This window comes from Salinicoccus halitifaciens (assembly GCF_021026095.1).
Classification (GTDB): domain Bacteria; phylum Bacillota; class Bacilli; order Staphylococcales; family Salinicoccaceae; genus Lacicoccus; species Lacicoccus halitifaciens.
The window spans coordinates 1-26,035 of sequence record NZ_JAJNCU010000005.1; the positions used below are offsets into that span (position 1 = coordinate 1).

26 protein-coding genes and 1 rRNA gene are annotated in these 26,035 nt (G+C 50.4%); 9 read left to right on the forward strand and 18 right to left on the reverse strand.

The genetic code is table 11. The annotated features are described in order from the left end of the window. The 3 genes from LPW40_RS10020 to LPW40_RS10030 all read right to left on the reverse strand — a co-directional run. A 16S ribosomal RNA gene (locus tag LPW40_RS10020) occupies positions 1–59 on the reverse strand; the annotation flags it as partial. 420 nt (positions 60–479) lie between these two features. Then, complete coding sequence (locus LPW40_RS10025; RefSeq protein ID WP_230822123.1) at positions 480–1,265, reverse strand: KinB-signaling pathway activation protein; 786 nt, start codon at positions 1,263–1,265, stop codon at positions 480–482. Positions 1,266–1,279: 14 nt separating this feature from the next. Continuing rightward, on the reverse strand, positions 1,280–2,329 hold the full coding sequence (locus tag LPW40_RS10030) for an Mrp/NBP35 family ATP-binding protein (protein WP_230822124.1): 1,050 nt from the start codon (positions 2,327–2,329) through the stop codon (positions 1,280–1,282). A gap of 243 nt (positions 2,330–2,572) precedes the next feature. Here LPW40_RS10030 and LPW40_RS10035 point away from each other — a divergent pair, with 243 nt between their 5' ends. Continuing rightward, entirely contained in the window at positions 2,573–3,949 is a 1,377-nt protein-coding gene (locus tag LPW40_RS10035) for an alanine/glycine:cation symporter family protein (RefSeq protein WP_230822125.1), read from the forward strand. Between the two features lie 68 nt (positions 3,950–4,017). Here LPW40_RS10035 and LPW40_RS13710 read toward each other — a convergent pair whose 3' ends face one another. The 12 genes from LPW40_RS13710 to kynU all read right to left on the reverse strand — a co-directional run bounded on the left by LPW40_RS13710 (position 4,018) and on the right by kynU (position 16,336). Then, a complete protein-coding gene (locus tag LPW40_RS13710) occupies positions 4,018–5,097 on the reverse strand; it encodes an NAD/NADP-dependent octopine/nopaline dehydrogenase family protein (protein ID WP_230822126.1) in 1,080 nt (359 codons plus the stop codon). Next, positions 5,098–6,648 (reverse strand): amidohydrolase, encoded by a 1,551-nt coding sequence (locus tag LPW40_RS10045; protein WP_230822127.1) that lies wholly within the window; start codon positions 6,646–6,648, stop codon positions 5,098–5,100. A gap of 55 nt (positions 6,649–6,703) precedes the next feature. Beyond that, positions 6,704–7,513, reverse strand: coding sequence for a pyrroline-5-carboxylate reductase (gene proC, locus LPW40_RS10050; protein ID WP_230822128.1), 810 nt, complete (start codon positions 7,511–7,513; stop codon positions 6,704–6,706). 76 nt (positions 7,514–7,589) lie between these two features. Next, entirely contained in the window at positions 7,590–8,285 is a 696-nt protein-coding gene (gene trhA / locus LPW40_RS10055) for a PAQR family membrane homeostasis protein TrhA (protein ID WP_230822129.1), read from the reverse strand. Further along, entirely contained in the window at positions 8,285–9,439 is a 1,155-nt protein-coding gene (locus LPW40_RS10060) for a UTP--glucose-1-phosphate uridylyltransferase (protein WP_230822130.1), read from the reverse strand. The genes trhA and LPW40_RS10060 overlap by 1 nt, the downstream gene beginning before the upstream one ends. 19 nt (positions 9,440–9,458) lie before the next feature. Next, positions 9,459–10,760, reverse strand: a complete 1,302-nt coding sequence (locus tag LPW40_RS10065; RefSeq protein WP_230822131.1) for a pyrimidine-nucleoside phosphorylase — start codon at positions 10,758–10,760, stop codon at positions 9,459–9,461. Between the two features lie 18 nt (positions 10,761–10,778). Further along, positions 10,779–11,912, reverse strand: a complete 1,134-nt coding sequence (locus LPW40_RS10070; protein ID WP_230822132.1) for a glycosyltransferase family 4 protein — start codon at positions 11,910–11,912, stop codon at positions 10,779–10,781. A 29-nt stretch (positions 11,913–11,941) separates the two neighbouring features. Then, positions 11,942–13,090, reverse strand: coding sequence for an NAD-dependent epimerase/dehydratase family protein (locus tag LPW40_RS10075; RefSeq protein WP_230822133.1), 1,149 nt, complete (start codon positions 13,088–13,090; stop codon positions 11,942–11,944). Positions 13,091–13,269: 179 nt separating this feature from the next. After that, complete coding sequence (locus LPW40_RS10080) at positions 13,270–13,590, reverse strand: hypothetical protein (RefSeq protein WP_097040983.1); 321 nt, start codon at positions 13,588–13,590, stop codon at positions 13,270–13,272. 15 nt (positions 13,591–13,605) lie between these two features. After that, positions 13,606–14,448 (reverse strand): tryptophan 2,3-dioxygenase, encoded by an 843-nt coding sequence (locus tag LPW40_RS10085; protein WP_097040981.1) that lies wholly within the window; start codon positions 14,446–14,448, stop codon positions 13,606–13,608. 2 nt (positions 14,449–14,450) lie between these two features. Next, complete coding sequence (locus tag LPW40_RS10090) at positions 14,451–15,074, reverse strand: cyclase family protein (RefSeq protein ID WP_230822134.1); 624 nt, start codon at positions 15,072–15,074, stop codon at positions 14,451–14,453. Beyond that, complete coding sequence (kynU, locus tag LPW40_RS10095; protein WP_230822135.1) at positions 15,071–16,336, reverse strand: kynureninase; 1,266 nt, start codon at positions 16,334–16,336, stop codon at positions 15,071–15,073. Before kynU ends, LPW40_RS10090 begins: the two co-directional genes overlap by 4 nt. A gap of 94 nt (positions 16,337–16,430) precedes the next feature. Between kynU and LPW40_RS10100 the strand changes: the two genes are divergently transcribed. The 8 genes from LPW40_RS10100 (at position 16,431) to LPW40_RS10135 (ending at position 24,167) form a co-directional block, all read left to right on the forward strand. Continuing rightward, positions 16,431–17,177, forward strand: coding sequence for a 3-ketoacyl-ACP reductase (locus LPW40_RS10100; protein WP_230822136.1), 747 nt, complete (start codon positions 16,431–16,433; stop codon positions 17,175–17,177). Positions 17,178–17,195: 18 nt separating this feature from the next. Then, positions 17,196–17,621: a hypothetical protein gene (locus tag LPW40_RS10105; RefSeq protein ID WP_230822137.1), complete on the forward strand. Its 426-nt coding sequence runs from the start codon at positions 17,196–17,198 to the stop codon at positions 17,619–17,621. Between the two features lie 82 nt (positions 17,622–17,703). After that, positions 17,704–19,266, forward strand: coding sequence for a BCCT family transporter (locus LPW40_RS10110; RefSeq protein ID WP_413776006.1), 1,563 nt, complete (start codon positions 17,704–17,706; stop codon positions 19,264–19,266). A 579-nt stretch (positions 19,267–19,845) separates the two neighbouring features. Then, positions 19,846–20,769, forward strand: a complete 924-nt coding sequence (locus tag LPW40_RS10115; RefSeq protein ID WP_230822139.1) for a metal ABC transporter solute-binding protein, Zn/Mn family — start codon at positions 19,846–19,848, stop codon at positions 20,767–20,769. Positions 20,770–20,780: 11 nt separating this feature from the next. Further along, the gene (locus LPW40_RS10120; protein WP_230822140.1) at positions 20,781–21,503 is read left to right on the forward strand and encodes a metal ABC transporter ATP-binding protein; all 723 of its coding nucleotides are present in this window, start codon (positions 20,781–20,783) and stop codon (positions 21,501–21,503) included. Beyond that, entirely contained in the window at positions 21,503–22,372 is an 870-nt protein-coding gene (locus tag LPW40_RS10125) for a metal ABC transporter permease (protein WP_230822141.1), read from the forward strand. The genes LPW40_RS10120 and LPW40_RS10125 overlap by 1 nt, the downstream gene beginning before the upstream one ends. Next, complete coding sequence (locus tag LPW40_RS10130) at positions 22,369–23,463, forward strand: metal ABC transporter permease (protein ID WP_230822142.1); 1,095 nt, start codon at positions 22,369–22,371, stop codon at positions 23,461–23,463. The genes LPW40_RS10125 and LPW40_RS10130 overlap by 4 nt, the downstream gene beginning before the upstream one ends. 41 nt (positions 23,464–23,504) lie before the next feature. Continuing rightward, positions 23,505–24,167, forward strand: coding sequence for a metal-dependent transcriptional regulator (locus tag LPW40_RS10135; RefSeq protein ID WP_230822143.1), 663 nt, complete (start codon positions 23,505–23,507; stop codon positions 24,165–24,167). 42 nt (positions 24,168–24,209) lie between these two features. Here LPW40_RS10135 and LPW40_RS10140 read toward each other — a convergent pair whose 3' ends face one another. The 3 genes from LPW40_RS10140 to LPW40_RS10150 form a co-directional block, all read right to left on the reverse strand. Continuing rightward, on the reverse strand, positions 24,210–24,677 hold the full coding sequence (locus LPW40_RS10140) for a Dps family protein (protein WP_230822144.1): 468 nt from the start codon (positions 24,675–24,677) through the stop codon (positions 24,210–24,212). Positions 24,678–24,797: 120 nt separating this feature from the next. Then, positions 24,798–25,580 (reverse strand): Cof-type HAD-IIB family hydrolase, encoded by a 783-nt coding sequence (locus tag LPW40_RS10145; protein WP_230822145.1) that lies wholly within the window; start codon positions 25,578–25,580, stop codon positions 24,798–24,800. A 22-nt stretch (positions 25,581–25,602) separates the two neighbouring features. Further along, positions 25,603–26,013 carry a hypothetical protein gene (locus tag LPW40_RS10150; protein ID WP_230822146.1) on the reverse strand — a complete coding sequence of 137 codons (411 nt, stop codon included), beginning with the start codon at positions 26,011–26,013 and terminating at the stop codon, positions 25,603–25,605. Positions 26,014–26,035: the final 22 nt, after the last annotated feature.

Below are 26,035 nucleotides of genomic sequence, written 5' to 3' on the forward strand. Positions count from 1 at the left end.
TGCATGTATTAGGCACGCCGCCAGCGTTCATCCTGAGCCAGGATCAAACTCTCCATAAATGGAAAGCTCATCTTGAGCTCGTTATGATACTGACAGTATCAATTGCGTTTTGAGTTGTCCGCCTCAACTGCTTCCATAATGGAAGACTTCTTTTATCGGAATTAACGTTGACATATTGTCATTCAGTTTTCAATGTTCTTTAGTGTTTTGTTTTTTTGCTGTGTTGCTTAAATATCTTAACATAGCTTTTATTTCTTTGCAACAGTAATTTAATATGAATTTAACAAAATTAATATTTGATTTTCTGCTGCGTTGCTTAGCTCTTTAAGCGACTTTTATAGAATACCAAGTTTCCGGATGAACGTCAACAACTTCCCCACATCTTTTATTGTACTTTTACAAACCACCCTCTTGATCTCTTCTTCCGCTGTATATAAAAAACCGCCCGGCGCCTGCAGAGGCACCGGGCGTAAGGCATGTCACCGTTCTTTGACGCTGCCCCTTTTGCGGTTCTTGACCGCCTTCTTCTCATCGTTTTTCGCTTTCTTCTTCTGTTGCTTTGCAATTTTTTCCTGACGGGCTTTATCATCCCGCTCTTTTCTCAGTTCCGCACGCTTCTTATCATTGATATCACTTTTGGTGATCCTTCCGCGTGCCTCCTTCTCCTGCTGTGATGCCTCTATGTAGTCCGGCAGCTTGATAAGCTGATATGCATTCATCACAAGGATTGCGAATACGGATCTGAAAATCCAGGACGTGTCATCCACCACAATGAAAGGTATCATTGTGATCGCTGTGATGAAAACCATGAAGAATAATGAAGGTATGAAGACGTTCGCCTCTTTGACCTGCTGATTCTTATACCTTGCCACAAGGACACCGAATACAATCATCATGATCGGTATCCACATGAAGCCCCAAACGGAACCCTGATCCACACCCACTTCATAAAACCTGAAATAGAAGAGGTCAAAGATTGCATAGATTATGAGCAGCAGCTGGATGTACGGCCAGAAACTTCTGAATATCCCCATACCAAGCGGATGGACGAACAGGTATACGAAAAATGCCACCTGACTGATCGTCGCTATCAACAGACCGAAGGTGATGAACCAGACCAGACCTGCCAGAAATTCACCGATTTCACCTCTGAACAGGTAACTCGTGACATTTTCATATTCCAGGATCAGGCTGATGACGGTCGATATGACCGTCCCGATGAGTAAAGTAGTAAAATAAAACTTAACCAGATATTTTGATGTCATGACACTTTCTCCTACTAGTCATTACTCTGTTCGATGATGTTGTTGGCTATATTTCTGTAGATCTCGCTGATTTCGCCTTCTTTATAGATGGATGGTGCGAAATCGTCGTGATCCCACTTCGGCTGACCGAGCGGCACTTGTCCGAGCAGTGGCACTTCGAGGTCTGCGGCGAGCTTTTCTCCACCGCCCGTACCGAATACGTACTCTCTCTGACCTGTCGTTTCACTTTCGAAGTAGCTCATGTTTTCAATGACACCGATGATTTCATGGTCAGTATGAAGTGCCATGGAACCTGCACGTGCTGCAACGAATGCTGCAGTAGGATGCGGTGTCGTGACGATGATTTCTTTACTGGACGGGAGCATCTGATGGACATCAAGTGCGATGTCGCCTGTTCCAGGCGGCAGGTCGAGGATCAGATAGTCCAGTTCGCCCCACTGCACTTCATTGAAGAAGCTCGTCAGCATTTTACCGAGCATCGGCCCGCGCCAGATGACAGGTGTGTTCTCCTCCACGAAGAACGCCATGGAGATGACTTGAACGCCGTAACGGTTTACAGGGATGATCTTTTCCCCTTCAACGGCAGGTTTCTCCATTATACCCATCATATCCGGTACACTGAACCCGTATATATCCGCATCGATGATGCCGACTTTTTTGCCGGCATTTGCAAGTGAGACGGCAATGTTGACCGCAACCGTCGATTTGCCGACGCCGCCTTTGCCGGAAGCGATGGCAATGAACTCCGTCTTGCCGTCGTTGATCTTGCTTTCTATCTCGGAGGCTTCGCTGCCCCTGTGCTCATTGATCAGGTCATCTTCCAACTCCTCAAAGCGGATCCCGACTGTGGCAAAACCTTTTTCTTTGAGCAGGTCGACCACCGTCATCTGCAGGTCCAGCTGTTCCTGGCCGCCCATGCGTCCAATGGCAAGCTTGACACTGACGTGTTCCTTCTCTTCTTTCACCTTGACTTCGACGATCCCTTCAGTGTCCTTCAGAGGGACATTCAGTATTGGATCGTTGATTTCACCGAGAAGCTCTTCTACTTCTTTATTTGATAGCATTGTATTACTCCTTTGTCTGTAAAATTCAATATAATAATCATAACATAACCACTATATAATAATTTAAGAATTAACCTTGAATTTATGATAAGTCCACGAATTTTTCTTTATCATCCATCTCATCAAACGGAAAAAACCTCCATTGAAGAATTTAAAATATTCTAACTTCATATTGCCTTTTGCCTTTAGTTCTAATAATATTTATTTAAGTTCCAAAAAAACTAAATATTGGGGATGAGATGTATGGAAATGATTACAACAATATCCGACTTCCTCTGGGGTTACCCGATCATCATTGCACTTTTGGTCGTGAGTGTGTATCTGACATTCCGGCTGAAATTCTTCCAGTTCAGAAGACCGCTTTACATATTTCAGCAGACCATCGGACAGGTCGGTAAAAAGACGCGGGGCAAGGGGACCGTCACACCGTTTCAGACACTGACCATCGCGCTGTCTTCCACAATCGGTGCCGCCAACATCGTCGGGGTGCCTGTTGCAATCATGCTCGGGGGCCCGGGCGCATTGTTCTGGATGTGGGTCATCGCTTTCATCGGCATGGCCCTGAAATTCGGGGAAACCGCACTCGGTGTCCATTACCGTGAGAAAAACGCCCTCGGGGAATATGTCGGCGGTCCCATGTACTACATGCAGAAAGGAATCAAATGGCCGATGATCGGGAAGATCCTCGCCGTCTGGTACGCGTTCTTCCTGATGATAGAACTGATACCGAGCATCATGGTGCAGAGCAACTCCGTTGCAAGCACCATCACCGACAGCTTCTCCATACCACCGATATTCACCGGCATATTCATCGCCATATTCGCGGGCATCGTCGTTTTCGGCGGCGTCAGGCGCATCGGCCGGGTCACTTCCTATCTCGTTCCTGTGATGGCTTTATTATATATCATCGCAGGGCTCATCATCATTTTCATCCATGTTGATATGGTGCCTGAAATTTTCGCACTTATCTTCACGGAAGCTTTCAATCCGACCGCCGCGCTCGGCGGAGGCGCCGGTGTGGTCCTCGCGGAATCAATCCGCTGGGGATTTGCGCGCGGCATATACAGTAACGAAGCCGGGCTCGGTACATCACCGATCGCCCATGCGGCTGCACAGACCGACCACCCAATCAGGCAGGCGTTCTGGGCGGTCATCCAGATTGTCGTCGACACACTCATCATCTGTACCATCACCGGATTCGTCGTATTGATTACAGGTGTATGGCAGCACGGCGACGCTCATGAGGACAGCGTACGTGAAGCACTGACTGCACGCGCGTTCGAGGAGACATTCGACACCATCGGCAGCAGCGTGGTGGCCTTGGCTTTAGTATTATTCGTCTTCTCCACAATCACAGTCGTCATCTTTTACGGCGCAAGGCAGGCGGAGTTTTTATTCGGATTATGGGCCGGAACGGCCATCAAGGTCGTCTACATCATTTCAATCGTTATCGGTGCTGTCGGCGGGGCGACCTTCTTATGGTCACTGCTCGACCTCACACTGTTCTTTGTAGTGTTGCCGAACTTGATTGCGGTGCTGCTGTTGTCACCTAAAATTATTCAGCTGTACAACGAATTCTTCCATACTGAAGGCAAATATTATAAAAAAGATATTGAATAAAAAGTTCACACATGAAAAACCCGTACACCGTCCCTTAGGGACTGCGTACGGGTTTTTTGTTGTTTCGTTCATCCGGTCATGACCTGGTTCAGTTCTTCGGCGTCTTTGATCTCGATGCCGAGCTTGTCCAGTGTAAGGCCGATTTTAAAGTAGTCCCTCTCAAGAAGGACGCCCGTCAGTGTGATGACCGCATCCATCACCGGCGTCTCCACACCGACCGCATCACCGATGCTTGCCCACAGGACGAGGCCGCTTTCGACGTCTTCGGTGATATAACGGTTTTCCAGATGTGTCGGACCGAGTATATCCCTGAGCATCGGGGATTCATTGAACTGCTTCAGCAGTGGCTTGCCTTCTTCGAAGTATCCGCTGCGCACGCTGCGCGCCGATTTGTCGACCGCGTCATAGCCGAGCTTCCTGCATATTTCCTGACGTTCCTCATCTATCTTGTGCACCACGTTGACCGTATGTTCAGTGATGCCTTCCTTGTATAAGTAGAAACTGTCGCCGGCATAGTCGATGCGGCCCGCATTGAGGATTGACGGACCGGGATGGCTTTCCGGGTTGCCGTTATTCAAAGTGACTTCAATGATGGTGTCCGCTTTGACGAAATCATACATTCCGCCGAGGACTTCCAGCATCTCATCGGTATCTTTGGCCGGGTAGGCCGCAAAGAGGTTGTATTTATTGTAGCCGATCAGGTTTGCTTCATTCGTTTCTGCATTATACCTTGAAGCATATGTCAGCGACATGGATTCGCCCACTTTGATGTCTTTGTCGATGCCCAGTTTGTCCATCACATTACGGAACCTGATGCTGCACATGGCACTCGCACTGTTGATGTAGATGTGCTGTCCGTCTTCGATATGCGGGCCGATGTTCTCAGCCACTTTTTCCACAGCTGGTGCGGGGATTGCGAGCATCAGTACATCCTGTCCACTGACCGCTTCTTTCACATCACGGGTGAATGCATGTATTTTGACCGGTTCCCCGTTCAAAATGATTTCATTGCTTTCACTCAGTTTGCTCAAATCACTTTTCGAATCCGGGGACTGATAAAGCGTAACCGTGTACCCTTTTTTCGTCAAATCGGCCGCAGCCGTCACTCCGCCGTGTCCGGCACCAAAAATACCAACTTTTAATGTCACTTAAATTCCTCCTTTTTGATAAACCACTTCATCTTCTATAATCGTATATAAAACTTCCGCCTCCAGCAATTCGTCCGCTTCAATGTTCATGACATCCCGGTCGAACACTGCGAAATCCGCATAGTAGCCTTCTTTGATCAGGCCTGAACGGTCCCCGCGGTAGACGATTTCCGCCGCATTCTTGGTATACATTTGGAATGCCTGGAAGACGCCGACCCTTTCCCCTTCATTATATACACCCGTTTTGCCTTCCCGTGTAACCAGCGCATGGATGCCCGGAAGCGGATTGACATCCTCGATTGGTGCATCCGATCCACCGCCGAGCAGCAGCCCGTTGTCCTGCATCGTCTTGAAATTATAGAGCCGTGCAGCACGTTCTTCACCGATATAGTCCTCCACCCACGGCATGTCGGATGTCAGGAACGTCGGCTGGACATCGCAGATGACACTCAGTCTGGACATGCGTTCAATCAAATCCTCATCGAGCAGGCTGACATGGATGAGGCGGTCGTGCAGCCCTTCCGGTGCAGGATATTTCTCAATCGCATCGAGCACCATCTCGACTGCCCTGTCACCGATCACATGGACAGCGACCGCGTCCCCGTTCCGCCTCGCTTTTTGGACGAGCGCTCCCAGGTTTTCACTCTTATGTATCCTAAGACCACTCTCATCACTGTCTTCATACGGTTCTTTCATCAGGGCGGTCCGGCCGCCGAAGGCGCCGTCTGCGAATATTTTCATCGCATCTTTCTCTACCCAGTCCTTTTTATATTTCGGATCTTTCTCCACCATCTCTTCATAAACGGACTCATGCCTGAGCAGGTTCACCCTGAACTTCAAAGCATCCTCGCCGATCGTGTTCAAGTAGGCATTCAGCGGCACATCATTTTCACCGTAATATGCCATATCTTCGGTATGTACGCCTGTAACACCGAGTGTATACAGGTGTTCAACCGCGACCGTGATGTCATCGCTGACCGATTCGATTGTGTCTTCCACCTGGGCCGCCCTGAATTTATCGAAGGCCGTATCATACACCCAGCCTGTCAGTTCACCGTTTTCATCCCGTTCATATGAACCGCCTTCGGGATCTTCCACCGAAGCATCGATGCCGAGGGCTTCAAGGGCTTTAGTGTTGACGATGCCTGCATGCTGGCAGACCCTGGCTATGAGTGTCGGCTTATCCGTCAGTTCGTCCAGCTCATGACGGTTGATCCGGTATGCATCTTTGAAGTTATTCTCATCATATCCGAGTATCATATCCCACTTGCGGTCGGAGCTGTGATTTTTAATCAGTTCTTTTACACGATCCACATCGTCTTCATCGTATAAAACAAGCGACTTCAGCCTTTTGCCCACCATCACGAGATGGAGGTGCGTATCGTTCAGCCCGGGCAGCATCGCACCGCCCCCAAGATCGATCACCCGGTCAGCGTCCACATCCCCCGGATCCACTGCAATCACCCTGCCGTCCTCTGTCAGGATGCTTTCAAACACTTCATCATGAGAAGCCATGCTGTATATCCTGCCGTTTTTATATAATGTCTTCATAGACTGCCTCCTTAAAAAAATACTTCATATTAACTGTAATATGAAGTATCGCTTATCATTCATCCTCATCCTGGCTCAGCTCTTCGCTGCGGCTTGCTGCAGCATTCAGGGTCGTGACCAATATCTTCTTCAGGCCCTCGCCGTCCAGGGCATTGAGGCCTGCTTCCGTCGTACCGTGCTTCGACGTGATATTCTTACGCAGATCACTGAAGGACAGCTCTGAATCTTCGACCATCTTGCCTGCACCGATGACGAGGTTCCTTGTCAAAAACATCGCCTCTTCTTCATCGAAGCCGAGTTCCATCAGGCTTTCTGCATACATTTCATATATATAATAGAGGAAAGCGGAACCTGAGCCCGTCGCAGCGGTGATGTTATGCATCTCATCTTCCCCGACAGTGACGGTGGTGCCGAAACTCTCCATCAGTTCTATCAGTTCATCCCTGTCCGTAAAGTTTTCGGAATATGATATGCCGTTCACTGAATGGCGGACCATTGCATTGGTATTCGGCATGATTCTCGCAATCGGGTTTTCAGTTTTGAGTTCCCGCCGGATTGTCTTGATCTGGGTCCCTGCCATGACTGAAACGACTTTTGTCTTCGGTTCAAGATACGGCCTGATCCGTTCCGCAACAGCAGGAAAACTCTGCGGTTTACTCGCGAGTATCACGTAATCTGCATCTTTCAGCAATTCCTGGTCATCATAAGAAACGTTGACGCCCAGTTTTTCTTTAAAGAACATGATTTTCTCCTGCATGCTTCTGCTGGTCAAGTATATATCAGAAGGCTCGACAACACGATTTTCTATCATGCCGATAAAAATCGCACTTGCCATGTTTCCTGCACCGTAAAAGACAATCTTCATCAAATCAACTCCATAAATATTTTTGACCCAGGCTTCATCTTAACAAACTGATTGGAAATGTGAAGGTTAATCCTCATTAAATATAAAATACGATGGCGACGTAATGCATTGCACTTGCAGCGATGATGAAGAAATGCCATATCATATGAAAGTATTTACGCTCTTTCTGAGAATAAAACCATGCACCCACCGTATAACTGATGCCCCCGAGCGCAATCAGGCTGATGAATACCCAGTTCGTCTCACTGATGATCAGCGGCGCGAACAATACGGCCATCCAGCCCATCAGAAGATAAAAGATCATGCTGACCCTGGAGCTGACTTTCGGGCTCAACACTTTATACAGTATGCCGCCCACGGCCGCGGTCCATTGGATGATGAGTGTGAAAGTCCCCCAGAACCCGCCGATGACGGAAATTGCGATCGGTGTGTATGTACCTGCGATTGCAACGTAGATCAGACTGTGGTCAAGCAGGCGCATGATGTATTTGTGCCTGGTGTTGTGCGGCACGGAGTGGTACAGCGTCGAGGTGAGGAACATGAACAGTATGCTGATGACATAGATGGATCCGCCGACGGCATGCGCCGTCCCGCCCTCCAGGTACATGTACACGGATGTGAACGGCAGCAGCATGATGAAGATGATCGCCGCCACCCCGTGACTCACACTGTTGCCGACTTCCTCCCCGAAAGATAACGGGATCATATGGCGCATCGTGCTCTTGTGCGCTTTCTCGTTGTATGCCTTGACCGTCCCGTCATTTTTAGCCATCAGATCAGTCCTTCGGATTTAAGGTCATGATACGCCGTTTCTATGCTGTCTTTACCTTCTTTGTTTTTAAGCGGCGAAAATTCGCCCTTCCTGTCCACCTGCAGCGTATGGTGGGATTCTGCATGCTTGAAAGCATCGAAATAAAACTTCTCGAACTTCAGCACTTCCTCTTTCACTTCATCAAGTTCTGCATCGAGGAATTCAAGCTTCTTCAAAGCAAGATGATAAGGCATCTCGACTTTTCCGGCCTTGTCCAGAAAATCCGTTGTGAAAATATGGATGCCGATATTTCCGTTCAGGAATTCGCGGTCCGTCCCTTCAGGCAGTTCCGTATACTCGACCACCGCCTTGGCACCGTCCACAAGGCTCAATCGGCCGACACTCTCACCGGGTTTCGGGACGATTGATTTCGATGTCACCTCGCTGCCTTCCTCCAGATGCAGGCCGGCAAGCAGAGGGTCCAGCACTTTGACGACCGCATTGTCCACATTGTTCATGAAGACATGCATGACGCCGCGTGCCTTCATATCTTCGAGCATGCCCGATTCATATAATGAAGAGAACACGCCGCCGTTGCCGTTCGGCGTCATCATGATCTTCCTGTCGGCGGTCAGCAGCAGTGTCTTGTCCTTCCCGACAGGCGGGAAATGTTCCTGTTTGAAGAAGTGCACATTTTCTTCAGGCAGGCCGAAATAATCGTTGACCTTGAAGAAATCCAGTGTTTCAGCATGGTTGATGTCACTCGTCATGATGTACCAGTGCACCGGCAGGCCTTCCCCAGTCTCATACTTCTTAAGCTGGCGCGCCTGGAGCTCGAACAAAGATACACCGTCAAATGAGAACGTGCCCTTCGGGCCGGGATGTTCAAGGCGTGTGCCCTGCCCGCCCGCCATCAATAGGACGGCGAACTCCCCTTTCCTGACAGCCTCTTCAGCCCGTTCCCCGAGCGCTTCTTTTTGGGAATCATCAAGTGATTCGGCTGAAACGTATGGAATCTCCTCGATTTTCTCCATATCGACCGGCTGCGGATTGAGATAAGCCTCCTGGTACACTTTCTCTATCTCATCGATATCAAGTGCTTCGAATGTTTCAGCCAGACGCTGCTGCTCTGCCGTAGTGAGTTTATTATATTGCGGAATCCATTCTTCAATCATGGTTTTACTCCTCATCATATTATTCGGTGATCATTTTACGGATGAGCGGGATGTCTTTTTCATCCCCGCCGATCTTGTAGTTTTCAAGAACCTTCGTTTTGACGGCTTCGACATCTTCGGTGTTGCTGTGGATGGTCACAAGGGATTCGCCCGCCTCAACGCGGTCTCCGACCTTTTTGTTCAACATGAGACCGACGGCGAGGTCGATTTCATCGTCTTTCGTCTGACGGCCGGCACCGAGCATGCTGGATGCGATGCCCATCGCTTCTGAGCCGATCTCTTCGACATATCCGGACTCAGTCGACTCCACTTCATACTTGAATTCCGCCTGGGGCAGTCTACTCACATCATCGACGATGGAGGCGTCACCGCCCTGGTTCTTGAGGAACACTTTGAATTTTTCAAGTGCGCTGCCGTCATCGATGACGCCCTGAAGCTTCTCACGTGCCTCTTCGAGCGTCTCCGCCGCGCCGCCGAGCACCGCCATCTGGCTGCCGAGCTCGAGGCTCAGTTCCGTCAGATCTTCCGGCCCCTCACCTTTCAGCGTCTCTATCGCTTCCTGCACTTCGAGTGCATTGCCGATGGCGCGTCCGAGCGGCTCTTCCATGCTTGAAATGATTGCCATCGTCCTGCGGCCGACATCATTGCCGATCGTGACCATCGCTTTTGCGAGTTCTGCGGCGTCTTCTTCCGTCTTCATGAAGGCGCCGTCGCCGACTTTGACATCAAGCACGATGGCATCCGCACCTGCCGCGATCTTCTTGCTCATGATGGAGCTTGCGATCAGCGGGATGGAGTTGACCGTGGCCGTCACATCCCGGAGGGCATAGAGCTTTTTATCCGCCGGTGTCAGGTTGCCCGACTGGCCGATGACCGCTACTTTGTCCCGGTTAACGATATCAATGAATTCACGTTCCGTGATTTCCACGTGGAACCCTTCCACCGCTTCAAGCTTATCGATTGTCCCCCCGGTGTGCCCGAGGCCGCGTCCGCTCATCTTCGCAACCGGCACACCGAGTGCTGCGACAAGTGGTGCCAAAACGAGCGTCGTCGTATCGCCGACGCCTCCTGTGGAATGCTTGTCGACTTTCACGCCGTCGATTTCCGACAAGTCGATCTGATCGCCGGAAGCCACCATCGCCATCGTGAGGTCTGCACGTTCCGCATCATTCATATCATTGAAGAAGATCGCCATCATCAGGCTTGATACTTGGTAATCCGGTATTTCATCCTTCGTATACCCTTCCACCACAAAGTCGATCTCTTCTTTTGTAAGCGGCTCTCCGTCACGCTTCTTCGCAATAATATCCACCATTCTCATATGAATCCCTCCTGTAAATCAGTCACTCCTGCCCACGGAATGTCTGTCCCTTGCATCCTTGTAATAATCGAGCAGGCGTTTCGAAGCATTCTCCCAGGAGTATTTGAGCGCTTCCTCCCTCGCCTCTTCCCTGATCCTGTTGAACTTCTCCTCGTCATCGATCACTTCGACCGCTTCAAGGAGGCTGTCCAGATTTTCATTTTCAAAGAGCATGCCATTTTCCCCATGGGTGACCTGCTCCATCGTCGGCCCGCTTTTTGCGGCGATGACCGGAAGTCCTGATGCCATGCCTTCAAGTATGACAAGGCCGAGCGTTTCCGAAATGCTCGGGAATATGAAAGCATCGCTCGATGCATAAGCTTTTGACAGCTCCTCACCATGCAGGAAGCCCGTGAATACCGTACCTGTGCCTGCAAACGTCCTCTCAAGTTCTTTCCTTGCCGGCCCGTCGCCGACGATTGCCAGACTGATGTCGGATCTTGCTTCCAGCATCGGCAAAAGCTTATGTATTTCTTTTTCTATCGCAAGCCTTCCTATGAAGACGAGCAGTTTATTGTCCGGCCTGCCGCCTGTCAGGTACTCCCGCATCTTTTCGTCACGGAATTTCGGGTGGCGCTTTTCAATATCCACACCGCGCGGGATGATCGACAGCCTTTTAACGCCTTCACGGTCGAGTTCATCATACATCGACTGTGATGTGACCAGGTTGACATCGGCATTTTTATGCTGCCGCCTGATATACCACCAGAGCAGGGGTTTTGCCGGTTTGTACACCGAATAAAAATCAAGGTACTTCGGCAGATGGGTATGGTATGAAGATACGAGCGGCACATCCAGTTTCTGTGCAGCGATCACCGCACTCGTGGCAAGCAGCAGCGGATTGACGGCATGCACCACATCCGGGCCGAATTTCTTCAACTCCCGGTGGACTTTGCGTGATGGGAAACCCCATTTCCTGTATCTGTAAAAAGGGAAAGTGACCGGCTTCACGCCGGTCACTTTCGCACCCTTGTAGTCCGTGACGCCGAGATCCGGAGCGATGACCAGCACTTCGTGGCCTTCATCCAAAAAATAATCGATCGCTTTTTTCAGTCTTGTTACGATGCCATCCGTGGATGGCAGGAATGTCTCTGTTACAATCGCGATTTTCATGCATCAGCAGCCTCCAGCTTTCCAACTAATTATTTCCAAGTGACTTTAGGCAGTACGTTATCCACGATGATCCTGTCCTTATGCTGCAGGCAGTGCTCGAGGATTTCCTTCAGGACATCGTCCGTCAGAAGGTGCGGTTCAAGACCCAGGTCGATCAGTGCAGTGTTGACTGCGTTGTAATAATGTTCCTCTTTTTCGACACGCGGGTTTTCAACGTTTGAAACTTCTACGTCGATGCCGAGATCTTTTGCGACTTCCTGGACTTTTTGTGCAAGTTCCAGAACGGAGAATGATTCGGTGAACTGGTTGAACACCCTGAACTCACCTTTGTCCGCCGGATTTTCAGCAGCAATTTCAACACAGCGCACAGTATCTTTGATGTTCAGGTAACCTCTCGTCTGGCCGCCAGCACCGTAGACAGTCATATCGTGGCCGATCGCCGCCTGTGTGATGAAGCGGTTCAATGCCGTTCCGAAGATCGCATCGTAGTCGAGGCGGTTGACGAGGACCGGGTCCTTCAGCGTCTCTTCAGTGTTCAGCCCGTATACGACACCCTGGTTCAGATCCGTTGCACGGATGCCCCAGATTTTACATGCGAACATGATGTTGTCCGTATCATGCACTTTCGTAAGATGGTAGAAAGAGCCCGGCTGTTTCGGGTATGGCAGGACATCCTTCCTGCCTTTATGTTCAACTTCGATATATCCTTCTTCGATGTCAATGTTCGGCTGTCCGTATTCACCCATCGTGCCAAGCTTGATCAGATGGCAGTCCGGTTCGAATTCCTTGATCGCATACAGCACATTCAAGTTGCCGATGACGTTGTTCTGATGTGTATAGACAGCATGCTCGCGGTCGATCATGGAGTATGGTGCCGAACGCTGTTCCGCAAAATGTACAAATGCTTCAGGTCGCTCCTGTTTGAACACCAGGCTCAGGAAATCATAATGATTCAAATCACCTTCGTATACCTTGATCTCTTTGCCGGTGATTTCATTCCATTTAGCAACACGCTCTTCCAGTGATGCAATCGGCGTGACCGAGTTGGAATTGAGCTCCTCATCATATTTCCTTCTGACCAGATTGTCCACTATAGTCACTTCATGACCCTTTTCAGATAAGTAGAGTGCAGTCGGCCATCCACAAAAGCCGTCTCCTCCAGCTACAATAATTCTCATTTGAACATCCTCCGATTCGCTACGAATATTTTAGGTATACTTATGTATACACTTCTATTATAAATATTAATCATCAGAGTCACAAACTTTTTATATAAATGCAAATGTAATATGTTTGTAAATTCCATGCGGACAAGAAAAATTGACGGGCAGTCCTTTTTGGAACTGCCCGCCCCTCTTCATTTCGTGCTCGTCGTCCAGCCTTTGCTGCCCCGGTGCCGCTTGATATGGGCATATATGTTCTCGCCTGCGTACTCCTCGTTCGTGTATACCGTTATGTCGAAGTACCTGCCCGTGTCGGACAGCTCCTCCTCCAGGTAGAAATCTTTCAGATGGGCAAATAAATTCTTCATCTGATCCATCTTCAGGCTTGGATATTCCCTGAGCACCTTTTTCTGCAGGCCGCCCGGCTGATCCATGATCTCCTGCACGACGATGACGAACGTCTCGTCCTCTTTGATTACATCATCGAAAATATTCGTCTGTCCGTAATCCACCACATCCAGTCCCTCCTTTTATAGTTCGGTCCGCAGTTCCCATAACTCCTTGAAGAAATATTTGTCGATCACCCGCTTCAAATAGTTCACGCCGGAACTGCCGCCCGTGCCCGTCTTGAAACCGATGATCCGCTCCACCGTCTTCATATGCCTGAAACGCCACTGGCTGTACCTGTCCTCAATATCGACAAGCTTCTCCAGAAGTTCATATAACACGAAATATTCATCGGAATTCAAATAGATCTGCCTGAACGCTTCCTTGACCGAATCATTCGCCTCATAATCTTTTGTAACGTCCCTCTCCAGCACGGCTTTATCGATATGGAACCCGGCCCTGTGGACCGCATGGATCGTCGCATCATATATGCTCGGCGTCTCGAGCTGGCGTTTCAGCCGTCCGTATATTTCCGGATCTTTTTCATAGATCTTCAAAGCGTGCGTCGTCTTGTAGCCGAGGCAGTATTCCATCATGCGGTTCTGGTAGGATTGGAAGCCTGAGGCATTCGCAAGCACATCCCTGAATTTCAGGTAATCGCTCGGCGTCAGGGTCGCAAGGACATCCCATGAAGAGATGATCTGCTGCTGGGCGTTCGCCACCCGCGCAAGTTTTTTGAACGCCACCCTGAAATCGTCCGCCCCTATATCCTGGATTGCCGAGTTCAGTTCATGGATCATCAGTTTCATCCATAATTCCGAAACATGGTGGATGATGATGAACAGCTGCTCATCGTGCTCATCGGATAACGGCTTCTGTGCCGTCAGCACCTGCTCCAGAGATAAATATTCCCCGTAGGTCATATCCTTATTGAAGTCCGTTTTTACATTTTCCCCGCTCAGCGTCTTGTCCTGGTATTCTGACATTCCTACTCCCCCTTGGCTTTGACGGCCGCCCGGACGGGCGAGCCGTCTCCGCCTTTGATTTTTAAAGGCAGGGCGATGAAATCGTAGAATCCGTCCGGCGTCCCCGCCAGCACGACATTCTCGATGATCATGATATCATTTTGGTGCAATTTGTGATGTATCGTTAAATCTTTCGAATCGAGGGCGTCCACGGAAGGTACATCGATGCCGAATAACTTGATGCCGGCTGATGCAAGGTATTCCACTGCATCCCCGTCCAGCACCGGCACCGTTTCGGGGAATGTCTCCGTATCGTAGGCATCCTGCGTTTTTATGAGCAGTATCGTACCTTTGATTTCAAAACTCGAGAGCATGGGTTTTGTGATCACTTCTGTATCATATACCGAAATGATCGTCGCATCCCCGATATACCGGTTGATATCGAGCGTTTCCACGGTGCCGCCCGCTTCATCGAAATGGAAAGGCGCATCGATATGCGTGCCGGTATGTGTGCTCGTCGTGATCTTCCCGATGTTCACCGAGCCCGTTTCCGCCTTCGTGACCGGCAGCTCGAAACTGAACGGTGCGTCCTCCGGCCAATGTGCTGTGTCATCCGTCAGAGTCTGTGAGATGTCGATCCATGTCATGCCACCACACCCCGCCGGTTGCCGAATTTTTTGTAGGTCCCGTCATCCATGATCTCTTTTAATATCTTAAGCGCATGATAAACATCTTCGAAACTGTTGTACAGCGCGACCGGTGCAATCCTCACAAAGCTTGGCGCCCTGAAGTCGGGAATGACGCCCCTTGATTTCAATGCCGCATTGATGCCCGCTGCATTCTCATGGCCGATGAGCACGTGTCCGCCCCGCGCATCAGCTGAGCGGGGTGTGACGATCTCAAAGCCGTATTTTTCGAATTCGGCATCCAGCATCTCAAGCATAAAGCCGGTCAGCTTCAGTGATTTTTCCCTCACATCCGCAATGCCCGCTTCATTGAATATTTCGAGCGCGCCGAGTAAAGGCGCCATCGACAGTATATGGGGCGTGCCGATCTGATACTGGCTGATGTCCGCCGCCGGGTCGAATGTATGATCCATATCGAACTGGCTTTCTTTATTGTTGCCGAACCAGCCTTTCAAAGAGACCTGCTTATGATGGTGCTTTGGATGGACATAGAGACCTGCAACGGATCCAGGACCGCCATTCAGATGTTTATAGGTGCACCATACCGCAAAGTCCACACCCCAGTCTTTCAATTCGTGCGGTATCGCGCCGATTGAATGGCATAAATCAAAACCGATGATGATCCCTTTCTCATGGGCAGCCCTCGTCAGCCGCTCCATATCCAGTATCTGGCCGCTCCTGTACAGCACAGCCGGCAGCAGGATGAGTGCCACGCTCTCATCCATGAGATCGATGATGTCTTCCGTCTCCAGATTATGCCCGTCGCGGCTCTCTGCCTTCAACAGGCCGTCGCCGTGACCACAGTCATCCAGCACGGCCTGGACCGCGTAGATGTCCGAAGGGAAATTCAGTTCATCCACCAGGATCTTATACCTGTCTTCCGTCGGCTGATACAAGGTCCTTACAGTCTGATGGATGTTGACCGTCGTGGAATTGGTCGCAAGCACCGACGCGGCGTCTGCCCCGACGAGGCCCGCCATCAGTTCACCGATGCGCTCTGACATGTAGAACCACGGCCGCTCACCCTCCGTCCAGCCGTCGATGCCGAGTGTCTTCCAGTCGTCCATAACATCCAGCACACTCGCCTCGGCACGGCGGCTCATCAGTCCGAGGGAGTTTCCGTCCATATAATATAAATTTTCACCGATATAGAATTCATCCCTGTATTTCCTGAGTTGATCGTCCGCATCGTACCGCCTTGCGGTTTCCAGCCATTTTTCCATTCCTATCTCTCCTGTCGTCAAGTGTAAGCGCTTAAGTTCATTTTATAGAAATTGACGGGCTTTATCAATGATTGACAGTGTCCGCTTTGGTACAATGGCAGTAAATGAGGAATGGAGTGTATATATGCAGAACTTAGAAGGTAAAAACGCAATCATCACGGGGGGCAGCCGCGGCATCGGCTTCCATACCGCATTGAACCTCGCAAAAGAAGGGGTCAACGTCGCCATCATGGGGCGTGACGAAAAAGCACTGGAAGAAGCGAAATCAGAAATCGCCAAAACAGGCGTGGAAGTCATCGCTATTAGTGCGGACGTCTCCGATGAAGGCGGCGTACAGTCAGCCGTCAAAGAAGTGAGGGAGAAGTTCGATGCCATCGATATTCTGATCAACAATGCCGGCATGATGGGCAGTGGGCCTTTCCTTGAATCGAAGACGGAAGATTTCGAGAAGATGATGCAGGTGAACGTCTTCGGCATGTACCATATGCTGCAGGCCGTGCTGCCGGGCATGGTGGAGCAGAAGAGCGGCGACGTCGTCAATGTCGCTTCCGTATCGGGGCTCCGTTCCGGGCCGGGCGGGTCACTTTATTCCGCGACGAAGTTTGCCGTCGTCGGCATGACCGAGGGGCTGCTGAAAGAGATGCGCCCGCACAACATCCGGGTGTCCTACCTGACGCCTTCTGCGGTCAACACATCGCTGATCGGCAACACGAAGTTGCAGGAAGAGACCATGACCCAGCCTGAAGACATCGCGGACATCATCGTCAACAACTTGAAGATCCACCCGCGCACACTCGTTAAAAACACAGAAATGTGGGCAACGAACCCGCTGGAAAAATAAAAGATTGGAGTGTTTGAGATGGTAGGACCGGCTTTGAGGAAGTTCGATTCACATAAAGCGATCCATGACGCCGGGCTCGGCGGCGCAAAAGAAAGGATCGAAGGCATGAGGGAGCTTTTGGAGAAGAAGGAGTATGATCATCTGGCCGAAGAAATCGAATCCTTCATCGAATTTGTGGAGGGCAAGATCATCGTCCATGCAGATACTGAAGAAGAGGATGAGGGGCTGTACACCATTGCGGTGAAGAATGATCCCGGCCTGCATGATAAAGTCCAGCATCTGATCCGCGATCATGACCTGATGCGGGTCATCGCCGGTAAGATGAAGGATGAACTGGGCAGGGAGAAGCCCGATTACCGGCAGTTGATCGATTTTGCAAATTCAGTCATCATAATCAATGAAATCCATTCCCGGGACGAGGAAGAAGCACTGCTTGAAAAATGATTGACCAAAGCACGCCGGTGAGGCGTGTTTTCTTATTTTTGTTTAATGTGTGACAATCTGGGAATACGAGAGTAAAAAGGGAGTGGGAGATTTGAATGGAAAAGAAAACCGATGGAAATTGGTGGAGAAACGCATATTAATTCCTTCTGTAATCATTATCATACTCATCAGCATCCCCTTTGGACTGTACGAGTCGGAATCACTCGAATTGCTGAACAGCATATTCGATGCGATCGTCACGAACTTCGGCTGGGGATACATATGGTATGCAAACATCCTGGTGTTCATCGGACTCTATCTGGCTTTCTCGAAATACGGGAAAGTCGTGCTCGGTGACCCTGCGGAAAAGCCGGATTTCACACTGTTCCAGTATTCAGCTTTACTTATTGCGATGGGGCTCGGCTCCACGATCATGAGGACGGGGATGATCCAGTGGGCGGATATCGCCAACAATCCGCCTGTCGGCATTGAAGCGGGTTCTCCGGAATCGATGTTATGGGGCAACTCCTACGGGATGTTCATATGGAGCCTCCAGACTTTCTCCGTCTTCGTCATGGCCGCTCCGGCGATCGCTTATATCGTCCATGTTAAAAAGCGGCCGATGATGCGCATTTCCGAAGCGACGAGAATTTTATTCGGGGATAAGTTCACCGACGGCCTCGGCGGCACCCTGCTCGATATTCTATTCCTTGTGAGCATACTTTCCGGTGCTGCGGTCACTCTCGGGCTCGGAACACCGATCATCACGACGAACCTTGCTGCACTCCTGGATACGGAAGTGACATTCACCATGACGATGATCGTCACGATCATCTGGGTCTTCCTGTTTTCAATCAGTGCATACGTCGGGATCGAGAAAGGCATCAAGCGGCTGAGTATCGCCAACATCTACCTGGCAGCGGCACTCGCCCTATTCATACTGATCGTCGGACCCGGGATATTCATCATGGACTTCTTCACGGAAACCGTCGGGCATGTGCTCAGAAACTATTTGACGTTCTCATTCTTTACAGAAGCCACCGCAATCGAACAGACATCGTTCATCAAAAACCATCTGGTGTTCTGGTTTGCCTACAACGCCACATGGGCGATGCTGCACAGCGTCTTTGCGGCAAGGATTTCAAGAGGACGCACGGTGAAGGAAATGATTTTGACCTATATGGTGGCACCGACCGCACTCTCATGGGTGGCAACCGGCATCCTCGGCGGAATCGGCGTCCATGGTCAGCTGACCGGAAACATCGATGTGCTTTCGCTCGCGGATGAAAATGATCCGACTTCAATCATACCGGTCATCCTTGAAACGCTGCCGCTGTCGACGATCATCATGGTGCTCTTCATCATCATCGCGACGATCTTCCTGATCACCACGCTTGATTCGACGACGTTCACCATTGCCGCCTACACAAGTAAGGAGAATATGAGTAAGCAGGACCCGTCGAAATTCGTCCGCATACTGGTGGCCGTCATCATTACGGCACTCGCACTTGTGCTGATGCAGATCGGCGGACTCGCACCGCTCGAAGTGATTTCCGGCATGATGGGCATACCGATCATTGCGATCCAGTTCATCCTCGTCTATGCCGCCATCAGAATGATGGACAGGGACAAAGCCTGGAAATACAACATCAGGAAAGACGACTAGAATAAAATTCAGGGCCGCTGCAGACTGTTGATCTGCAGCGGCTTTTTTGTGTTGTCAGCTTGTTTCGTAACCCTTTGTTGGTTTCGAGGTCAAGGTTGCGGATCGGCACCCCTTTTTCGTAACCCTCCGCCGCTTTCTGAGTCAACGTTGCGAATCCACACCCCAGTTTCGTAACCTTCTGTCAATTTCCGGGTCAACGTTGCGAATCCACACCCCAGTTTCGTAACCTCCTGTCAGTTTCCGGGTCAACGTTGCGAATCCACACCCCACTTTCGTAACCTCCTGTCAGTTTCCGGGTCAACGTTGTGGATTCAACCTTCTTTTTCGCAACCCTCTGTCGGTTTCCAGATCAAAGTTGCGAATCCACACCCCAGTTTCGTAACCTCCTGTCAATTTCCGGGTCAAGGTTGCGGATCCGCGCCCCTTTTTCGTAACCTTCGCCGATTTCAACACTCAACGTTGCCGACGCGCTCTCTCCTCTTCCTCCTCCCTCCATGTTTTCAGTTGACCCGTCCGTGAGTTTAGGGTATCCTAACTTATAAATTAGATAACCCATATTTAATGGAGGGAGGTTTCCTTATGAGAGGGATTTTTTTATTGCTTACAGGTTTGACAATACTGCTCACCGCATGCGGCAGCACAAGCGGTAGTGCCTCGGACGACGGCAGGCCGCAGTTTGCAGTCACCACGACATTTTTGTATGACATGGTTTCGGTGCTGGAGGAGGATGTTGATCATTTCAACGTCGAACTGATCATCCCCGCCGGGGAGGATCCCCACGTATACCAGCCGAAGGCAAGTGATCTGATCAAGATCAACGAATCGGATTTCATCATGTACCAGGGGCTCAACTTCGAGGGGCGGATGATTGACCTGCTCGAGACGGGCATTCCCATTGCCGATGATCTGGACACTTCATCACTTGAAACGATGGAAGAGGAAGGGGAGGTCGAAGTGGATCCCCATTTCTGGTTCAACATCGGCCTCTATAAAGAGGCGATGACCAATGTAATGAATGTCCTGATCGAGAAGAACCCGGGTGATGAAGCGCAGTACCGGGAGAATCTCGAAGATTACTTTGAGGAACTTGATGACCTCGATAATTATGTCGAAGACCGCATTGAGGAAATCCCCGAAGAATCGCGCATCCTGATCACGCCGCATGATGCATTCGGCTACCTCGCCGCAAGCTATGACATAGAAGTGCATGCGCCGCAGGGGTTCTCGACCGATTCGGAAGTGTCCAACAACCAGATCCAGCAGACGGCGAACCTGATCCTGGAAAATGACATCAATGCCATATTCCTCGAATCGACCACCAACCCAGACCGCATGACCCGCCTGCAGGAAATCGTCACTTCGGCCGGTGGTGAAGTCGAAGTGATCAGCGGGGACGATGAAGCGCTCCTGTCCGATTCACTCGCCCCTGCCGGGTCGCCGGGTGACACATATATCAGCATGTATAAACACAACATCGATACGATCGTCGATAATCTGAAATAGGGAGTTATTATATGGATAAGGATATTATTAAAGTGAATGACCTCATCGTCGCATATGATGACGAACCTGCCATATGGCACTTGAACATGGCTTTAAAGGAAAACAGCATCACTGCGATCGTCGGACCGAACGGTGCCGGCAAATCGACGCTGATCAAATCGATCATGCAGTTGATCAAACCGGTATCCGGGGAAGTCTGGATCAATGGTTCAAAAAGCAGGAAGGCGCTTAAGGAAATTGCATATGTGCCCCAGAAAGGCGAAGTCAACTGGGATTTCCCGACGACCGTGCTCGATGTCGTCATGATGGGAAGGTACGTGCACAAAGGCTGGCTGAAACGGCCGAATAAAAAAGACCGTGAGATTGCGATGTCCGCCCTCAGGGTGATGAAGATGGAAGCATTCAGAAACCGCCAGATCAGTGAACTGTCGGGCGGACAGCGCCAGCGCGTCTTCCTCGCCCGTGCGATCTGCCAGAATGCCGGAATCTATATCATGGATGAGCCGCTCCAGGGCATCGACATCACCACCGAAAAATTGATCATCAAAACGATCAAGTCGCTGCAGCAGGAAGGCAAGACATTCCTGATTGTGCACCACAACCTCGACACCGTCGAAGAGTACTTCGACCATGCCGTGATCATGAACAAGTCCGTCATCGCCGCCGGTGACATACAGGATGTGTGGACAAAGGAAAACATCGATAAAGCCTATATGGAAATGGGTGCGGGCTGATGGAACTGCTGTCGAGTTATACATTCCTGATCGTGGCGATCGGGACGACGATACTGTCCTTTGCCGCGGGAGTGATCGGCACCGTCAGTGTCATCAAGGGGCAGAGCCTGATCGGCGATGCGATCGGGCATGCCACATTCCCCGGCGTCATCCTTGCATTCATGCTTGTCGGTGTCACGGATACGTTACCGCTCACCATAGGTGCAATCATTTTCGGCGTCATTGCTTTCTTCTTCATACAGTTGATCACAAACCATTCGAAAGTGACGCTCGACGGGGCGCTCGCCCTGATATTGTCATCATTTTTCGGTTTCGGCATGGCGCTGAAAAGCTATGTCCAAGGCAACCCCGGGTTCAGCAACACCCAGGGCATCGATGATTACATCTTCGGCCAGGCCGCCTATATGCTGAGGCTCGATGTCTGGCTGATCATCATCGCATCGGTTGCGAGCCTGCTCCTGTTCATGATCTTCTATCAGCAGATCAGGATATACACGTTCGACCCCGTCTACAGCTCGACGATCGGCATCAACCCGGCACTCGTCAACGTGCTTGTGCTGTCGATGACCATACTGCTGATCGCTGTCGGCCTGAAGGCGGTCGGTGCAATATTGATCGTCAACCTGCTGATCGCCCCCGGTGTGATCGGACTCTTATGGTCGGACCGCTTCAATATCGTCCTGCTGATTGCCGGATTATCCGGTGCGGTCTCCGCATTCATCGGCACATATATCAGCACGGCCTACGCCGGTTTCGCAACCGGCCCGTCGATCATTCTGGTGATGAGCGTCCTCGTCTTCATTTCCATGATGTTTGGAAAAAGAGGCCTTGTCACAAGGAAATTCAATTTGCGGGGTGATGCTACATGATCGAAGTTCTGATAGTACTGATCATCGCATCGCTCGCCACAAGCATCCTCGGCGTCTTCTTGGTTTTAAGGAATCAGGCCATGACGACGGATGCGATCAGCCATACGATACTGCTCGGCATCGTGCTCGCATTCTTCATCACACAGGATATACGTTCACCGCTTTTGATCATCGGTGCCGCACTTGTCGGGGTGCTCACCGTCTACCTGATACAGCTGATCAACCAGACGGACCTGATAAAAAATGATGCCTCGATCGGCATCGTCTTCACCGCACTTTTCGCCCTCGCGGTCATCCTGATCTCGAGATATGCCGACCATGTCCATCTGGACATCGATGTCGTCATTGCCGGCGAGGTTTTATTCGCCCCGCTGAACCGGATAGAAGTGTTCGGCTTCAGCATCCCGAGGGCGCTCTGGCAGCTCGGCATACTGCTGATCGTGAACGGCGCCTTTGTGGCATTGTTCTACAAGGAACTGAAGGTCTCTTCATTCGACCCGAAATTCGCCTACGTCATCGGTTTCAGCACGACGCTCATCTACTATATGCTGATGACGCTCGTATCCATCACCGCGGTTGCCGCATTCGATGCCGTCGGTGCGATACTCGTCATCAACTTCTTTGTGGCACCGGTGCTGACGGCCTATCTGATCGTGAAACGGCTGGACCATCTGATTTATCTGACCGCCCTGTTCGCCGTGCTGAACAGCACGCTCGGCTATCTGATCGGGTACAACCTTGATCTCTCCATGTCGGGTGCGACCGCGTCAGTCGCCTTCATCATCTTCACGATCGTGTTTTTATTCAAACCGGACGGCTACATCGTCCTGAAAATAAAGAAACGCAGGCAGAGGAAGGAATTCATGCATGCGATGATTCTGATGCTGATGAATGAAGACGAACACGAAACAGTCACCCCGGGGGAGATTTCCAGACATTTCAGCCTCACGGAACCGGAGACTAAAAAGCAGCTGGAAACACTCGAAGTGGAAGGTTACGTCACAAGGGCGGAAGACCGCTACAGACTGACCGTCAGGGGGGAGGAGTTCACGCACTACTCCCGCATAAAATATGGTTTGAAAGCTCATTAGTTTTAGCGGTAAGATGATAAAGAGAGTGTTGTACAGCGGAGGTGTACGCTTTGAGTCCTACAAAAGAAGATTATATCAAAATATTATTCGAGCTCGGCGGCCGTTTCATGCGCGTCCCGAATAAGGAAGTTGCAGGCCGCCTGCAGATATCCCCGCCCACCGTCACGGAAATGATGCACAGCCTCGTCAAAGTCGGCTGGGTGGATTATATGCCCTACAAAGGCAGCATTTTAACGGAGGAAGGCACGGAACGTGCCAAGCAGATCATCCGGAAACACCGGTTATGGGAAGTCTTCCTGTTCGAGAATCTCGGTTTCGGCATCCACGATGTCCACAGGGAAGCGGAACTGCTCGAACATTCCACAAGTGACGCAGTCGCCCGGAAACTGGAGGCGTACCTGGATTATCCGGAGTTCTGCCCGCACGGCGGTGCCATCCGGACCAGTCAGATGGATGTCCAGGAAGACCGGACCATCACCATCTCCGATGCCGAACCCGGCAGAAAGTTCATGATTTCAAGGATCGTCGATGATGAGAAGCTGGTGAACTATTTCAGGAACCAGCATTTGAACATCGGTGATGAAGTGATTGTCAAAGAGGTGGACGCGGACATCGACCTGATCACTCTCGTCATCGTGAAGAATGGGGATGAAATCCAGATCAGCATGACGCTCGGGAAGTACCTGTTCGTCGAATCCATATAAAAAAAGAGGGAAGCATCCGCTTCCCTTTTTTCGTGGAGATATTTACTTTTTGACTTCTTCACCCATATAAGCCTGAAGCATCCAGTTGTTCTTCTCGATGTCCTTGATATATCCGATGAACATATCGGCCGTTGCGTCATCGCCCACGTCTTCTGCTTCTTTCACACCGCTTTTCAGCTCTTCTTTGATCAGTTCATAATCGTCGATCAGCTGCTTGACCATGGCACCTTCGTCCAGGCCGTATTCCGCTTCGGCAATGCCTGCTTCTTCAAGCGCCTCCGCCAGTTTACCGATCGGCTGTCCGCCGATAGCAAGGATCCTCTCTGCAAGATCGTCCACAATGACTGCAGTCGATTCATACAGTTCCTCGAACTTCGCATGCAGCGAGAAGAAATGTGCGCCTTTTACATACCAGTGGAAGTTATGGAGTTTGCCCCATAACACCGTGTGGTTCGCTAGCTGTCTGTTCAATGATTCGATCACTTTGTTCTTTTCAGTTACCTGTACCATGAAATCACCTTTCCTCAATGATAATTTATAGCGTACGGTTCAATATCTATCTTTATCCATCGTAGCGTCACACTATTATTTTTCCCGGTAATCATGGGTTTAAACATAAAAGATCTTATATCAGATCAGGTCCGCCTTCTGGAGGCCGTTCATGATGCCGTCCGAATCCACGCTTGAGGTCACATGCCTTGCGTGCGCCTTGATCTCCTCGCGCGCATTGCCCATCGCAAAACTGTTCGGCACATACCTGAGCATCTCGACGTCATTCGCCCCGTCGCCGAATGCATAGACGTCCTTGATGTCGACATCCATTTTCTCGACGATTTTTTTGATGCCTTCGGCTTTGGAGCCGTTCTTCGGTGAAACATCCATCGAATAGGTGTGCCATCTGATGAACTGGAATGCATCGGTGAAATGCTCCTGATAGACACCCTCCTCCCCTTTCGGGCAGAACAATAGCGACTGGTAGATGCTGCGCCCGATATGATACTCCGGGTCATGGCCCGGCATGTAGCCGAGCTTCAGGGATGCGATGCCTTCAGTCATATAATCATGCTCCGGCACATTCGAATGCATATTCTCATCATCCAGGTAGACGATCGGATGGTCATTCTCCATCGCCACCGCCGTGATGTCCTCGAGCCTTTTTGCATCCAGCGGATTGGTGTGGATCAGTTCATCCTCGAACACCACATAGTTGCCGTTCATGCTGACGAACGTGCTGATGCCGAGCTCCGCACGGAGATCTTCATACATGAAAGGCGAACGCCCCGTCGCGATGGCTGCGATATGCCCGGCGTCCTGCGCCGCCTTCACCGCTTCCTTCGTGGAGGCAGGCACCACTTTTTCATCATTGTAAAGCGTCCCGTCAATATCAAAGAAAATAATCTTCTGACTGCTCATTAAACATTGCTCCATTCATAATTTATAAAACGATGTCAATCCGCGATAAGCCGTAGTAAAGCACGATGATCAGGACGAGCCATATGACCACCATGAACAGATGACCTTTATCATGAAATGCTGAATACAGCTTCAAGTCGACGAGCGCACTGAGCACGAACTGCCATGCGAGCACCGTCGCAAGCACCCATATCGCAACTTCACTCCCCGTGAAGATGAAGATCACCAGGGCGAGAAGATACGTCACGAGCATAAGATACAGAAAGATGCGCTCAAGCTGTTTGATGTTCAACTCGCTGATCTTCAGGAAATCATCCTCCCCGGTATATCTTCTGTCATCGAAGGAAAAATAACGCTTCGTCTTCGATATATAGTGTGTATGGAATGACTTCAGGATCAAGCCTGCAAATAAAACGAATAATAGTATATACAAAATCTTCAGTCCTTCTCTGGTC